13 protein-coding genes are annotated in these 15,536 nt (G+C 50.1%); 6 read left to right on the forward strand and 7 right to left on the reverse strand.

What is annotated here, in order from left to right; genetic code table 11:
- Nucleotides 1-15 precede the first annotated feature (15 nt).
- Nucleotides 16-723: a DNA alkylation repair protein gene (locus tag AB4Z33_RS17370; protein ID WP_442051114.1), complete on the forward strand. Its 708-nt coding sequence runs from the start codon at nucleotides 16-18 to the stop codon at nucleotides 721-723.
- Between the two features lie 70 nt (nucleotides 724-793).
- On the opposite strand, the gene AB4Z33_RS17375 is transcribed toward AB4Z33_RS17370, so the two are convergent.
- From AB4Z33_RS17375 to AB4Z33_RS17390, 4 genes are all read right to left on the reverse strand, one after another.
- A complete protein-coding gene (locus tag AB4Z33_RS17375) occupies nucleotides 794-1,186 on the reverse strand; it encodes a retropepsin-like aspartic protease (RefSeq protein WP_442051115.1) in 393 nt (130 codons plus the stop codon).
- Nucleotides 1,176-1,430 (reverse strand): hypothetical protein, encoded by a 255-nt coding sequence (locus AB4Z33_RS17380; RefSeq protein ID WP_442051116.1) that lies wholly within the window; start codon nucleotides 1,428-1,430, stop codon nucleotides 1,176-1,178. Before AB4Z33_RS17380 ends, AB4Z33_RS17375 begins: the two co-directional genes overlap by 11 nt.
- 194 nt (nucleotides 1,431-1,624) lie before the next feature.
- Nucleotides 1,625-3,400: an ABC transporter ATP-binding protein gene (locus AB4Z33_RS17385; RefSeq protein ID WP_442051117.1), complete on the reverse strand. Its 1,776-nt coding sequence runs from the start codon at nucleotides 3,398-3,400 to the stop codon at nucleotides 1,625-1,627.
- Complete coding sequence (locus AB4Z33_RS17390) at nucleotides 3,393-5,162, reverse strand: ABC transporter ATP-binding protein (protein WP_442051118.1); 1,770 nt, start codon at nucleotides 5,160-5,162, stop codon at nucleotides 3,393-3,395. Before AB4Z33_RS17390 ends, AB4Z33_RS17385 begins: the two co-directional genes overlap by 8 nt.
- 347 nt (nucleotides 5,163-5,509) lie before the next feature.
- Between AB4Z33_RS17390 and AB4Z33_RS17395 the strand changes: the two genes are divergently transcribed.
- Nucleotides 5,510-5,653 (forward strand): hypothetical protein, encoded by a 144-nt coding sequence (locus AB4Z33_RS17395; protein ID WP_307206274.1) that lies wholly within the window; start codon nucleotides 5,510-5,512, stop codon nucleotides 5,651-5,653.
- Nucleotides 5,654-5,855: 202 nt separating this feature from the next.
- Entirely contained in the window at nucleotides 5,856-7,760 is a 1,905-nt protein-coding gene (abc-f, locus tag AB4Z33_RS17400; protein ID WP_442051119.1) for a ribosomal protection-like ABC-F family protein, read from the forward strand.
- Between the two features lie 307 nt (nucleotides 7,761-8,067).
- Here abc-f and AB4Z33_RS17405 read toward each other — a convergent pair whose 3' ends face one another.
- The 3 genes from AB4Z33_RS17405 to AB4Z33_RS17415 all read right to left on the reverse strand — a co-directional run bounded on the left by AB4Z33_RS17405 (nucleotide 8,068) and on the right by AB4Z33_RS17415 (nucleotide 10,534).
- Complete coding sequence (locus AB4Z33_RS17405; protein WP_442051120.1) at nucleotides 8,068-9,423, reverse strand: dipeptidase; 1,356 nt, start codon at nucleotides 9,421-9,423, stop codon at nucleotides 8,068-8,070.
- 114 nt (nucleotides 9,424-9,537) lie between these two features.
- Nucleotides 9,538-10,095: a YdeI/OmpD-associated family protein gene (locus AB4Z33_RS17410; RefSeq protein WP_442051121.1), complete on the reverse strand. Its 558-nt coding sequence runs from the start codon at nucleotides 10,093-10,095 to the stop codon at nucleotides 9,538-9,540.
- Nucleotides 10,085-10,534, reverse strand: a complete 450-nt coding sequence (locus AB4Z33_RS17415) for a VOC family protein (RefSeq protein ID WP_442051122.1) — start codon at nucleotides 10,532-10,534, stop codon at nucleotides 10,085-10,087. Before AB4Z33_RS17415 ends, AB4Z33_RS17410 begins: the two co-directional genes overlap by 11 nt.
- A gap of 182 nt (nucleotides 10,535-10,716) precedes the next feature.
- Between AB4Z33_RS17415 and AB4Z33_RS17420 the strand changes: the two genes are divergently transcribed.
- The 3 genes from AB4Z33_RS17420 to AB4Z33_RS17430 form a co-directional block, all read left to right on the forward strand.
- Complete coding sequence (locus tag AB4Z33_RS17420) at nucleotides 10,717-11,127, forward strand: DUF1259 domain-containing protein (protein ID WP_442051123.1); 411 nt, start codon at nucleotides 10,717-10,719, stop codon at nucleotides 11,125-11,127.
- A gap of 176 nt (nucleotides 11,128-11,303) precedes the next feature.
- Nucleotides 11,304-12,089, forward strand: coding sequence for a TatD family hydrolase (locus AB4Z33_RS17425; RefSeq protein WP_442051124.1), 786 nt, complete (start codon nucleotides 11,304-11,306; stop codon nucleotides 12,087-12,089).
- A gap of 162 nt (nucleotides 12,090-12,251) precedes the next feature.
- Nucleotides 12,252-15,536 (forward strand): immunoglobulin-like domain-containing protein (locus AB4Z33_RS17430; RefSeq protein ID WP_442051125.1); only part of this gene is annotated, 3,285 nt, incomplete at its 3' end.

Below are 15,536 nucleotides of genomic sequence, written 5' to 3' on the forward strand. Positions count from 1 at the left end.
AGGAAGTGTTGACCGATGAATCTAGAAGAGGTTATGCAGGAGCTTGAAGCTCTCGGCAAGGAACGAACGAAGAAAATATACGTTTCGAATGGTGCGCAAGAGCCGTTATTTGGTGTTGCTACAGGGGCTATGAAGCCTATTTTCAAGAAAACGAAAATCAATCAACCTTTGGCCGAGCAGCTCTATGCCACAGGTAACTACGATGCTATGTACTTTGCCGGCATTATTGCTGATCCCAATGCGATGACGGTAGCGGATTATGATCGCTGGATGGATTCGGCTTATTTTTTCATGCTGTCTGATTATGTGGTCGCGGTAACGTTGGCAGAAGCGGATATTGCGCAAGAGGTTGCCGATAAATGGATCGCAAGCGGAGAAGAGATGCGTATGTCAGCGGGGTGGAGCTGTTACTGCTGGCTGCTCGGCAATCGGAAGGACAGTGAATTTGACGAAAGTAAATTAGCCAATATGCTCGAATTGGTGAAAAATACGATCCATGATGCTCCCGAACGAACGAAATATGCGATGAATAACTTTTTGTACACCGTGGCGATATCCTATGTGCCGCTCCATGAGAAGGCGGTCGAGACCGCAGAGGCAGTAGGCCCGGTAGAAGTCGGTAAAGACAAGAAACCAACCAAGCTCATACACGCTTTGGCTAACATTCAGAAGGAAGCGGCGAAAGGGAGGCTTGGTTTCAAACGCAGACATGTTAGGTGTTAAAGTTTTGTTTTAAAATATAGGAAAGTATACAAATGGGGATGTGCGAATGATGCACGTCCCCATTTGTATTTTATGCAATTGGTGCAGGATACATTTCCATCCTCATGAGATCGATGACCATGTTGCCGCCTTTAAGTATATCTAGACCAATAAGTCCATTAATGTAATTGATATCATCGTGAAATACGCCAAAATCAATTCTAATATCCTTCATGTTAAAGTTACCGAGCTGAATCTCATCTATCTGCTTTTGAAATGAATACTCATCTCCGCCAATTCCAAAGCTTCTTACAAGCGTATCTCCATTCTCGAAATGTATGCCGATTTCTGAAACGATATCAGAGGACAAAAGGGAATGCGCTGCGCCAGTATCAATGACTAAATTGTCGACAGTTAAAGAGCGCCCTTTATAACAAATGGTCATGGACGTTTGGAGTAAATTGTGAATATATTCAATCTGCATTTCGTCTACTCCGATATAAAGGGTTATGTCTAAGTTCAATAGCTATTTTCTCTTGGCCGGTATGGTAGACAATGTTGTTGTCCTTGCACTTAAATAATTGTTTAGTTGCTTCATCTGGATCTTGAATCGCTTTAACCAATGCGACTTCATCAACATACTGAATATTACCTTCGGTATGGGAAGTCAGGATTTCAAGCAGAACATACTGGCTGGGGTAAATATTCCGAACTTCTTGCCATTGCATAGTACATTCACCTCGCTATCAGCGTTTCTTGCAATAAATTATACCATATTACTGGATTGTCAACTGCTCCATTTTTCTCCGATACGCTTCTTAATAATTTCTTTTAATAATGGAAGAGTTGCTAGGAAGGTAAAAAACAAGGCTCTAATCGTAAACGATACGATTGGAGCCTTGTTTTTTGTTCAATTGGAGCATTAAGCCTCCATCTTCTGAGCGGAGTGCAGCTTGTAGTAGCGACCTCTCTGAGCCATCAGTTCGTCATGCGAGCCTGATTCGGCAATGCCTTTATCTGACACATACATGATCCTATCGCAGTTCTTAACGGTGGAGAGGCGATGCGCGATAATGAACGATGTGCGTCCTTTGAGCAATTCATTCAAGCCTCGCTGAAGCAGGCGCTCGGTCTGAGCATCGATGGATGAAGTAGCTTCGTCCAATATAAGGATGCGCGGATTGGCAAGCAGCGTGCGAGCGAACGAGATGAGCTGCCGCTGTCCTTGTGAAAGCTTCGAGCCCCGTTCATTAACCTCCGTCATATAGCCTTTCTCGAACTCGCGGATGAATTCGTCGGCGCATACGGTTTTGGCAGCGGCGATAATCTCCTCCTCGGTGGCGTCGAGCTTGCCGTAGCGGATATTATCAAGAATCGTGCCGGAGAAGATGAAGCTGTCCTGCAGCATGATGCCCATTTGACTGCGCAACGACTTCAGCTTCACTTCCGCGATATCATGGCCGTCGATAAGAATCTTACCGCTCGTTACATTGTAGAAGCGCGAGATCAGATTGACGACCGTTGTTTTGCCGGCGCCTGTAGGACCAACAAGAGCGATGCTCTCGCCCGCTTGAATATCGAAGCTCAGATTTTGCAGCACGTTGTGACCAGGATCGTAAGCGAAGGTCACATCGTCGAACGTTACCCGTCCGCGGATAGGAGGCAGCTCCCGCGCCTTCGGAGTGTCGCTTACGGTTACTGGCTCGTCTAGCGTCTCAAAGATTCGTTCCAAATAGGCAACGGCGTTAATAAAGCTGTTATATAAGTTCGAAATGCTGAGAATCGGTTGCCAGAAGCGCGCTGCATAGCTGCTCATGGCGAGAATGACGCCGAATGTGACTTCCTGCGGTCCAAGCGCCAGCAAGCCGACGAAATAGATGGCAGTCGTTACGATGGCCGCCAGGTTGTCTACCGAGAACGGGATCAAGAAGTTGAAATACATCGCTCTCATCCACGTTTTGCGGTAGTTGCCGGACAGGCGGGTCATGGTGCCTTCGTTATGCTGCTCGCGGGTGAAAATTTGGGTGACGCGAATGCCGCTGATGCTCTCCTGCATGTATGCGTTCATATTGGAGCTCTTGTTGGATACCGCTTGCCACGCCCTGCGCTGCTTGGTCTTGATGAGCAGCATGATGCCGAGGAAGACGGGCAGGCCACCGAGAATGACAAGCGATAGCTTGGCATTGACGGCGAACATAAAAGCGCCGATGAAGATCAGGTTCAAGATCTCCAAGATGAAGTTGATGATGCCGTTGGACAGCACATCCGATACCGAGTTAACGTAATTGACGACCCGGATAAGAATCTTGCCTTGAGGACGGTCGTCATAATATTGGAACGGAAGCTCTTGCAGATGCTTGAACAGATCCGTACGGATATCAAAGATGATATCCTGCCCAACGCGGGTCATAATGCGCGAGCGGATCGTAGCAAGAATAACGCTGACGACGATCGTAACAAGCGTTACCGCCGACCATCCGATCAGCGCCGTCTTGTCTTTCGCGGGAATCGTTACATCGACTACGTGCTGAATGATAAGAGGCGCGGAAAGCGCAATGCCCGCCGATAGGGCGCTCAGCACGAAGGCGATGATCATCGCCTTCTGGTGACGTCTAATATAGACGAGCGCCCGACGAAAGTGTCGGATATCAAAGGGTGACTCCAAATTCTCGTCGATGTCGAATTTATTTCTAGCCATGAGTGGTCACTTCCCTTTCAATGCCCTCGTTCTGCAGAATGAACACGTCGTAGTAATAGCCGCGCTTCGCCAAAAGCTCGGCGTGCGTGCCTTCTTCGATGACACGGCCGTTCTCCAAAATGAGGATACGGTCAGCCTGCGCCGTCGTAGACACGCGCTGGGCGATAATGATTTTGGTACAGGCGAAATCCAGCTCCCGCAGGCTCTGCTGAATATGCTCCTCCGTCTCGAGATCGACAGCGGAGGTCGTGTCATCGAGGATCAGGATAGGAGGCTGCACAGCCATGGCACGGGCCAAAGCGATGCGCTGCTTCTGTCCGCCGGACAAGCCGACCCCCCGTTCGCCGACGATCGTATTATAGCCGTCCGGCATCTTGCCGATGAAGTCGTGGGCGGCGGCGAGCTTCGCGAACTTCGTCACTTCCTCTTCCGGCATATCCGGATTGCCGTACGCGATATTGCCGTCTATCGTGTCGGAGAACAGCAGGACGTCTTGTGTAGCTATGCCGATATTGCCGCGTAGCTCATCGAGCTCCAGCTTGCGCACGTCGGTGCCGTCCACTAGGACGCTGCCCTTCGCTACGTCATAGAAGCGCGGAATCAGGTTGATTAGCGTCGTCTTGCCTGAACCGGTTGCGCCCATGATCGCAATTGTCTCTCCGGGCTCGACCGTAAAGCTAATATCCTCAAGCACCGTCACGTTGTCGTATTTGAAGCTTACGCGGTCGAACTGGATGCGGCCCTGATAACGTCGCTTATCAACCGTGTTGTGCTTGTTGACGATTTCAGGATGCGCATAATAAACATCGATGATTTTGTTAAGGCTTGCAAAAAATCGCTGAATGTCATTAATGATAATGCCGATGTTGCGCATAGGGTTGGACAGCCCCCATATGAGCGCGGAGAAGGCGGAAAACTCACCGAAGGTGATACGCCCGTCCATGATGTATAGACCTCCTACAAGCATAAGGATCACGCTGAATGCCTGGGAGAATGTCTCTAAGTATGGGAAGTAGTCAAGCCATACCATAGCCGCGGTCTTGTTCGCTTTAGAATAGTTAACATTTTTCTCCGTGAACTTCTGGACCTCGAATTCTTCTCTCGCGAACGCCTTGACGACGCGATTGCCGGCAATATTTTCCTGAGTCGTCGTATTGAGCTGCGAGAGACGTTCCCGAAGATCGACATACATCGGGCGTACGCGCCTCGCGAAAATAAAGGCCACAATAAATATCGGCGGCGATAGGATAAGCAGCCACAACGTCAGTTCGACGTCGATGAAGAAGAAATAGACGACTGCCGCTACGAACACGGTCAGCGATTCGATGATCGTCTTGATAATCCACGCCAAAGAGTGTCTTACCATATCGAGATCGCCCGTCATCTTGGTCATCAGATCCCCTGTGCGGTTGCGATCGTAGTACTTCATGTCCTGGCCTTGAATTTTGTTGTACAAATAAATACGGACGCGGTACAGCATGTTCTGTGATGCTCGTTCATACATGATGGTTGTAAAATAAGCCAGTCCCGTGCGCAGCAAGGAAAAGCCGATCATGCCGAGACAAAGTCCGATCAGCATCGCCTTCTCGCGCGATAGATTTTGCATGGCATTGTCGCCAGCGATAAACGTATCGACAATGCGTTGACCGATGTACGGGTTAATAATGGTCAGCGAGGAGCCTACTACAGATAGGCATAACGCAAGAATATACCGTACACGATCCCCTTTCAAATTGAGCCATAACCACTTGAATTGAAACATCTGATCACCGGTTTCTGTAAGTTTCTAGATTCTGAATTTCGGAGTGAAAAGCCCCCTCTGTTCATGGATGGGTTGCATCCAATCGAACTGAGACGGCTCCTCTTGAATATTACTATGGAAATTATAACATGTGAATTGGAAATATTGCGGAACATTTTTTTTATATTTAATTGGTACAAATTTATATGACAATGATATATATCTAAGGGTGAATATATGCAAAAACACTAATTTTCAGCCGAAATACATTAATTTTTTATTGCGGGGATTGTTGGGCGTTGGCCCGGTTGCCATCGTACCTTGGATTATGGTAACGTAGAATTATTAATGTGAAGGGGGTGAGGTAGGTGAATCACGAAATGGCCAACAACCGTATTAGCCAGCTGCCGATTGCAACGGCTGGCATTGTTCATGCATTTTCCGCGAACGGGATCAGTCTGTCCAATTACGATCATACGTTTGAACCATTCGCGAGAAGACGCCTACCTTAACCACAACGGATTGTTTTATTGTCCAGAGGGTCGCGGGCTTGTTGCCGCGGCTCTTTTTTTGACGTATAGGAAAGTATATGATTTTGCAAATACTTTCTCTATACGTTTCGACGAAACGTTGGCGTCTATAGATAGAACGCCGTCAGGTGTTTCTTCTTATGTACGCAAGGAGGGTCTTCATCCAACAGGAGGCTCTTTAAAAATGATAATAGTGAACATTCAACAAATAAAGAAATACCATGCGGCGAACCTTGTGCTGGACGGGGTGACGCTGCAGCTTCAAGAGAATGAAAAGGTCGGTCTGATCGGCTGCAACGGCAGCGGTAAATCGACGCTGCTTCGGCTTATCTCGGGTCATGATGGAATCGACGAAGGTATGCTGACCGTGAAGAAGGATTTGCGTATCGGCTACTTGCCGCAAATTCCCGCGGAATTCGAAAAGCTTACCGTTTATGAGGTGCTCGCTTACGGGGTTCGGGAGCTTATGGTCACGAAGCGGGAAATGTCGGAGCTGGAGGAGCGAATGTCCGGCTCTGAAGCTGCATCGAATTCGGAAGCGATGGAGAGATTGCTGGAGGCTTATGCCCTTGTGCAAGAGCGCTTCGAACGAGGCGGCGGCTATGAGATGGATACGGCTATTGATCAAGTGGCGAGCGGATTGCAAATCGATCGGCGCAATGACGGGCGGAAGTTCGGCAGCTTGTCCGGGGGAGAGAAGACTCGTATTGTTCTGGCGTCCCAGCTGGTCGTTCGTCCGGCCTTGCTGTTGCTGGACGAACCGACGAATCATCTGGATCTTAAAGGCATCGAGTGGCTCGAGCAGTTTCTGCAGCGTTACGAAGGCGCATGCGTGATCGTGTCGCATGATCGCTATTTCCTCGATGCCGTGGGGACGAAGATGATCGAGCTGGAGGATGGCGAAGCTCATACGTACCTCACCAACTACAGCGGGTACATCAAGGAGAAGGAAGAGCGTCTTATGCAGCAGTTCGCTCAATATCAAGAGCAGCAGAAGGCGATCAAAAAAATGAAAGAAACGATTCGACAGCTGGAGGAATGGGGACGCATCGGAGGAAACGAGAAGTTTTTCAAGAGGGCAGCCTCGATCCGTAAGGCTTTGGAGAGGATGGAGACCGTGAAACGTCCCGTCTTGGAGCGGAAAACGGCGGATTTCGAGCTATCTCCTCTTGAGCGATCCGGTCGAAAGGTCCTCGCATTCGAAGACGTGACGAAGCAATTCGGAGGAAAAGCGATACTGAATGGAGCAGAGGGAAGTCTGATGTACGGCGAGAAGGTCATGCTGCTCGGAGACAACGGATCGGGAAAAACGACGCTGTTCAAGCTGCTTCAGAACGTCATGGAACCGGATGGCGGCAAGGTGGAGCTGGGCGCGCGCGTGGAAATCGGTTATTTGGCGCAGCAGGAGCCGGTTAGCGATCAGAAGCTGACAGTACTCGATTATTTCCGCATCGAGGGAGGCTTGGAAGAAGGGGAGGCAAGAAGCGTGCTGGCCCAATATTTGTTCTATGGCGCCGACGTTTTCAAGCCGCTGCATATGATCTCAGGAGGCGAATGGTCGCGCCTGCGCTTAGCCTTGCTGGTGAGACGGAAGCCGAACTTGCTTCTGCTGGATGAGCCGACGAACCATCTCGATGTCGCCTCGCGGGAAGCGCTTGAGGAAGCTCTGGAGCAATTTCCAGGCACGATATTGGCGATTTCCCATGACCGATATTTCATTAATCGACTTGCGAAGCGCGTATGGGAGCTGGAGCAAGGTAAGATTACCGCTTATCTCGGCAATTATGATGACTATAAGGTGAAACGCGGAGAAAGGCAGGTATCGGCCCCCGTACAACTGCCGAAGAAAACTAAAGAGGCTCAAGGCGGCGGATCGGAGCGCCAAAACGATCGCAGGCGCGAGCAGCTAGAGCTCGAAATTGCCGTAATGGAAGAGGAATTGGCTCTTGCGGATATAGAATTGCACCGGCTTGATCATAGCGGCGATACCGCACGCCTTGAAGCCAAATGGCACGACAAGGAAGAGGCACAATCCAAGCTCGATGCGCTTATGGCATTATGGCTGGAGCTGTCGGACTCTACTTCATGAACCAAATATTTTCGTGAAAAAAGGACCTCGGCCTTCACTATTAGTGGAGTTCGAGGTCCTTTCGCGTATAAAAGGTGCATTCTCATGACGTTTTGCCTGTATTTCATACAGCCTAATCGGTCCCAATCGCCTGTTAAGCGACTTTTGAATGGAAAACATACAGTCAAAACCGGCATTTTAGCCCGCAGCAGGGTTTCTCCCTCCCTTTGACTGTACGAAATCCAATCATACTCAGATATCGTATCGTTTCCAGTCATTTGACTGCACAAAATCCACCCAAAAGGCTAGGGCATCTCAAAATTAAAGCTTAGAGCTGTTTCAAGTACGCTACGATCGTAAGCAAGCCTTTGTCGAAATTCTCGAGATTGAAATGCTCGTTCGGCGCGTGCAGGTTTTCGTCCGGGAGGCCGAAGCCCATCATGACAACGGGAGCTTGCAGGATGCGGGAGAATGTCTCGACGATCGGAATCGAACCGCCGTCCTTCGTGAACAGCGCGCGAGTGCCGTACACTTGCTCATAAGCGTCCGCTGCCTTCTGCAGCATTGGATGCGAAGGATCCATGTTGAACGCTCGGGCTTGTTCACCGCGTCGAATGACCAACTTCGCTCCGGGCATGACATGGGACTCCAGATGTGCCGTAATCCGATCAAGGGTGAGCGCGGGATCCTGTTCACCGACGAGACGGCAGGTAATCTTGGCATGAGCTTCCTTCGGGATGACGGTTTTTGTGCCTTCGCCTTGGAAGCCGCCATAAACGCCGTTCAGCTCAAGCGTCGGTCTTGCGCCTGTCCGCTCAACGAAGGAATAGCCTTCTTCCCCGTAGAGGGCTTCGAGACCAAGATTGCTTCGTAACTGCTCGTCATTGTGATTTTGCTTGAGAAATTCCGCGCGCATGTCCGAGGAGAGCTCCGGCACGCCTTCGTAGAAGCCGTCAACCGCGACTCGTCCTTGGTCGTCATGCAGGGAAGCGAGCAGAGATACGAGCGCATGCAGCGCGTTCGGAACGCCGCCGCCGAATGTGCCGGAATGCAGATCGGTATTGGCAGTCGTGATCGCGACTTCAAGCGAGCAAAGTCCGCGCAAGCCCGTCGAAATAGCCGGTTTTCCCGGGGCTAGAAGCGAGGTGTCAGATATAAGCACGACATCCGCAGCCAGCTTGTCGGCATGCTCCTTCATAAAAGCGGGCAGATTCGGGCTTGAAATCTCCTCTTCGCCTTCGATGCAAATCTTCACGTTTACCGGAAGGTCATTTTCTTGCTCCAAAAGCGCTTCAATTGCTTTCATATGTAGGAACAGCTGTCCTTTATCATCCGTTGCGCCGCGCGCATACAACTTGCCGCCGCGGATGGTTGGTTCGAATGGAGGGGTGTCCCAGAGATGCAGCGGATCAACGGGCTGCACGTCATAGTGACCGTAGATAAGTACGGTCGGTTTGCCAGGCGCACCTAAATGCTCGGCATATACGATCGGATGACCTTTCGTGGGAATGATCTCGACCTTCTGCAGGCCGGCTTTCTCCAATTTGGCAGCCACCCATTTCGCGGCATCAATCATATCGTTCTTATGCTCGGACAATGCCGAGATGCTCGGTATCGTTAGAAATTGCTTCAACTCATCCAGATGTTGTTCCTTTTTGCTCCGAAAATAGCTCTCGTAACTCACAGGCAGCACCTCCTCATTTATTGTAGTTTTAGTATACCTGTTCAGACGGTGAAGTAAAACTTGTCTAAATGGGAGGGAATGCCCTGATTATCTTTCGAGGCTTCGGAATCCGTTCTAATCGCCAACAAGTCGCTCATTATCATTCCATTGCCCATACATTTTGTTAGTACGGGTATGCTCGATAAATTTGGCTAATCGATTTTGAAACAAGGCAGCGTCTTGGCGCACGGACTGGATATTGTCGATCCGAATACGGACATAGAGCTCGGGCAAGCCTTGAAAGTTCTCATAGAGCACTTCGTCCTCGCGTAATTGAGCTAATATATCTTCATGAATAACGAAGGATTCAGCACTCATATCAGGCAGAACTTTACGTCCTGCCTCCGTCATTAAACCTAGCTTCTCCATACAGCGGACGCGCTCTTTATTGAGCTCGGTCCATTTGCTCTTATTTCTGCGAGGTGAAAATCGCTGCGCTGTCTGCGTGTCGTTCATTTTTTTCTTCGTGCTGTCAATCCAACCGAAACATAACGCTTCTTCAACGAAATCCACGTAGTGTAAGGAGTAATCATTTGTAACTATCCAACAATAATCTTCCGTACCATGATTGTCGCTTAGCCATTGCCGCCACTCTTGCCGACTTTCTACATGTACGATGTTATCAATGATCATGGTTTCGATCGCCCTTCATGAAGTTCAACATGTCCAAGTAATGCTGATTGTACATGATGCCTAACACGTTACCGAACGGATCGATAACCGAAGCCGTGATGAAGCCTTCCCCGCGGTGTTGAATCGGTTCGTACTCCGCAGCTCCCATCGCTTTCAGTCGGCTTACTGTCGCATCAATATCATCCACATGCCAGTACATAATGGAACCGCCTAAGCCGGCTGTTGCTTGGGGAGGAGCATATTTGCGATTAATCAATCCCAGCTCATGCTGATAGTCGCCAACGCGGAACTCGGCATAGACGAGCTTGCCATCGGGTCCCGACCGTTCAAAGTAAGGAGCAATGCCAAGCAGCTCCGCGTACCATTTCGACGCAGCCTCCATATCTTCTGCCCAGTAGCTGATTGTTGCAAATCCTCTTAGTGTTTGGGTTGTATTCATCGTTCTTTCCTCCAATGTTTTTGTTGTTGACTTCATTGTAAGCAACAATGTCTGACAACAGTGTGTCAGTGATTCAGAACTCTTTTTTACAGTAAATATAGCAACTCTATTCTAGTTATTTATCCGGTTCAATCCTGTCCATGCGTTCATACCATAATTGAAAACAGGGGAGGAATAGCTTTATGCCCATAAATGAATCGTTATGTGATCAGTTCTCAAGGATCATCGGAGGGGAATCCGGCTTTGCCGGAGGCAAATGTGTCTCTACTATTAATCGCAATGAAATAAAAGGCAAGATTCTAAGGAAAAGGTTTCGAGTTACGTCCTCTTTCTCGTTCGAGTCATTGAATGTAAGAACAGGCAAGGCCCTCTGTTTGGGTAGAGCAGCTTTCTTGCAAACGGAAGTGAATCGATTTATTAAGGCTATTCGCAATCAAGGCATTAAGGTGTCTTCTGTCCACAATGAATGGCTATTCGAGCAGCCACGTTTAATTTATATCAATATTGAAGCCGTGGACAAACCGCTTGTATTCGCTAGAAAAGTCAGACGCGCGTTACGAGCGGCAATGAATAAGCAGCATTCCTCGAGATGAGGGATGCTGTTTTTTTGTGATTGGAGCTTACTCTGCATTATTTTTTTCTAACTTTTATTTCCCATCCCCATCCGCTCCTAATCGTTTAAAATCGTAACAAAGCAAAGTCGGTAAACGAAGAGTTCCTTCGGCATGCTGTTCTGTATGGAGCTTGGAGGAAAAGGAGAGTGCAAACCATGAATAACCGAATTATCGATATAGGAGTCAACCTGATGCATCGTTCGTTTCATCAGGATCGCGAGCTGGTCGTGGAGCGGGCGGAGGCTAATCAGGTCGGTCCCTTGATCCTTACTGGAACGAGCTTGAGGAGCAGCTCGGAAGCAGCTCGTTATGCGAGCCGTTACCCAGGGAAGCTATATGCTACTGCGGGTGTCCATCCCMATGACGCCAAGAGCTGCGACGGGCAGACGATAGCTAAGCTGCGACAATTGGCGGCGAACCCTGAGGTTGTTGCCATTGGGGAATGCGGTCTAGACTATAACCGTGATTTCTCGCCGCGCGATGTGCAGAGAAAGTGGTTTGGCGAGCAGATTCGATTGGCGCATGAGCTGGACATGCCGTTATTTCTGCATGACCGGGAAGCATTTACGGATTTTATCGGAATGCTTAAGGAATGTGAGGTGAAGAATGCGGTTGTCCACTGTTTTACAGGTACACAAGCAGAGCTTAAAGCCTATCTCGAAATGGGGCTCCATATCGGGATTACGGGCTGGATATGCGATGAGCGAAGAGGCAAACATCTGAGAGAACTCGTCCGAATGATTCCACTGGACCGGCTAATGATCGAGACGGATGCGCCGTTCCTGACACCGCGTGATTTGAAGGAAAAGCCGGCTGGCGGGCGCAATGAGCCTGCATTCCTGCAGCACATTCTGCGCACCGTGGCGCACTGCGTCGGGCAGCCTGAAGAGGTGGTCGCCCAGGCAACGACGAGGACGGCGACTGCGTTCTTCCGAATTTGATCATCATAGTGAGTATAAAAAAACCGCGAAGCCTTGAAGCTTCGCGGTTTTGCGTCATTATTCGATCCATTCTTTCATTATTCTTTTATTTGTCCTCGTTACACTTAGGTTAGTAGGCACAAGCGAGGATGGCACGACGAATAGGGAATGGGAGGAATTAAGATGATGATCGCAAGATTAAGAAGAACGACAGCTATGCTATTAGCACTCAGCTTGTTCGCAAGCTTACTGCTGGCAGTGGGATTGCCGCCAAGCACTGCGCACGCGGCAGAGGATACGACGAATTTCTCAGGGGGAGACGGCACCGCCGAAAATCCTTATAAAGTGTCCAGTGCGGCTGAGTTGGGTCGTGTCACGTTGCCTGGTCCGGGAGCGTACTTCCAGCAGATCGCCCCTATTGATCTGACTGGCGACAATTGGACTCCGCTAGGATTGTTTAGCGGGCATTACGACGGCAATGGCTTTACGATCTCGAATATGACGATTGTATCTTCTGCTCAGAGTATAGGCTTGTTCTCGGAATTGAATATCGGGGCTTCGCTTAACGATGTGACTCTAGAGCAATTTACGATTCAAGCTTCAGGGTCGAATTCGTACGTAGGCGGCTTGGCAGGTCATACTTATTCGGGAGCGGATATCGTTGACAGCAGCAGCAGCGGCTCCATTTTCTTCACAGAAGGGAATTCGATCGGCGGCATAGTCGGCCTTAGTGAAGGGAAGGTCAGTCAAAGCTCAAGTGCAATTGCGATCACAACCAGCGGCGGCACCGTATATGGCGTGGGCGGTCTAATCGGAGCAAATTACGGCGATATAGAAGGAAGCAGCACAAGCGGTACTATAGTTCTGAATAATAATAACGTTTATACCGGTGGCTTGTCCGGAGTGAACGAAGCAACGGTAAGGGAAAGCTCAAGCTCCGTTGCGGTAACGCTAGAGGCAAGTGGATCGCCAGGCGGGTTGGTTGGATATAATCGCCCAGGACGTTTCATTATCAACAGCTACGCAACAGGGCAGGTGAGAGGAAACGCCAGCGCAACTGCAGGCGGCTTAGTCGGCAGAAGTTCCGGCGATATCAGCGGCAGCTATAGCACGGGTAATACCCACACTGGCTCGGGAGGCATGGCTGGCGGTTTGGTCGGCTATAAAGCTGGCGGTACGATAAACAACAGCTACAGTACAGGCAATGCAAGCGGCAGCTCCGCTGTATTCGTTGGCGGCTTCATCGGAATGAACAATGAAGGCGACGTCAATGACAGCTACAGCACAGGCAGCGCCAGCGGCGGAACGGATGCCAACGGCGGTCTGATCGGTTTTAAGCAGGGGGCAGGCAGTATTAACGATAGCTATTACTTGACCGGGAGCGGGGCTTCGTCATTTGGCGGATCGCCTAAGACTGCCGAGCAGTTGAAGCAGCAGCTAACCTTCGGCTCATGGGATTTCGATCATGCATGGAGAATCGTGGACGGATTCACGTATCCGGCACTCGATTGGCAGCCATATTCAGCTGACGAATCTACTGCTATCGATTATTTGAGCTTGACTTGGGATGTCATCAAGGGGGCTAACAGCACGGCATTGAATGTAACGGAGGATCTCGTTCTACCTGCGACAGGCGACTTTGGCTCTTCTATTACATGGAGCGTATCACAATCCGGTTACATCAATACGTCTACAGGCGCTGTGACCAGGGCAACGGATGACGACCATGAAGTGACGCTTACTGCGACGATCTCGATTGCAGGAGGTACGATACGAACCAAAGATTTTGTCGTGACTATTATCGAGGCGCCAAACAACAAGCCGAACCGCAAAGGAGACGCAGCGGAGACAGTAGAAGCCAAAGTGACGCTAAATACGCCATATACGCTTAACCTCGGGGCGATCTTCGAGGATGCGGACGGCGATCCGCTTAGTTATAAAGTATCTGTAGGAGGCGAGGCGGCTGTAGCGGCTTCCGAGACCTATTCTTACACGCCGGTTACGGCCGATGCAGTGACGCTGGTCTTCACGGCCAGCGATGAGGAAGAGGCTTCGAATGATACGTATACGGTGGAGCTGACGGTGAATCGAAAACCTGACCGACAAGGGGACAAGAGCGCTACGGCAGAAGCAACGGTGATGGTCAATACAGCGTATACGCTCGATCTCGCTACCATTTTTGAAGACGAAGACAATGATGATTTGACCTATAAGGTGTCCGTGAACGGAGCAACGGCGGCTGCTGCCGACAGCAATTATTCGTACACGCCGACGGCGGCAGGCACAACGACGCTAGCGTTCACGGCCAATGACGAAATGGCGGATTCGACAGATACGTATACGGTTGAGCTGACAGCCAATACCGTTCCCGTTCGCCGGGCGGGAATTAGCGCTGCGGCTGAAGCGACCGTAACGGTAAATACGCTCTATACATTGAATCTAGCGACGATCTTCGAGGATACGGACGGGGATGCTCTTTCTTACCTAGTTTCCGTTAACGGGGCGACGGCAGTGGCGGCAGCAAGCACCTATTCCTACACGCCAACGACGACAGCAACGGTGACGCTCGTATTCACAGCCAACGATGGCACCATCGATTCTGCAGACACGTATACGTTGGAGCTGTCCGTTAATTCTCTGCCTTCGCGCAAAGCTGATGCAAACGCGACGGCGGCGGCAGCCATAACGGTGAATGACCCGTATACGATCGATCTGGCCGCAATCTTCGAGGATGCAGATGACGATGATTTGACTTATAAAGTGTCTATTAAGGGCGCTGCCGCAATAACGGTAATAAGACCCTATACGTATACACCTGCTTCTGCGGGTACAATGACGCTTGTGTTCAAGGCAAATGACGGATTGACGGACTCTGCGGATACCTTTACGGTGACGCTGACCGTAACTCGTCCAGCCGGAAGCAGCGGCGGGGGAAGTATCCCGCCTGCCCTGCCTGAATATGAAGTGACGCTCGCCAGCGCTGCCGGTGAAGCGAAATTACCAGTGAAAGTGGATCCTGCAGCAGGCCGCGCTACTTTAGTGCTTACCAGAGAGCAGGCTAAGTCTATTTTCGCCACAGTAAATCCGACGTTAGTCCAAATGCCGGTCATTCCAGGCGTAGACCGCTACACGGTTGAAGTGCCTGCTAATATGCTCACAGGTACGACGGGTGAAGGCGAGCTCGTATTCGAGACCGATGCGGGGAGTATCACGGTTCCAGCCGATATGCTGAAGGACACGGCGAATACGGAAGGGAAGACCGCGGGCATTACGATTGGCGAAGGCAATAAGTCGGGTTTGTCACCTGAGACGGCTGCAGCAATTGGTGATCGCCCGTTGGTGGAGTTGACGTTAGAGCTGAATGGAGTGAAGGTGCCATGGAGCAATCCGAATGCACCTGTTCGTATTACCATTCCATATGCGCCAACAGCGAAGGAGCTGGAGAACCCTGAGCATATCGTTATCTGG

The organism is Paenibacillus sp. 2TAB19 (assembly GCF_052115185.1).
In the GTDB taxonomy this organism is placed as follows: Bacteria; Bacillota; Bacilli; order Paenibacillales; family Paenibacillaceae; genus Pristimantibacillus.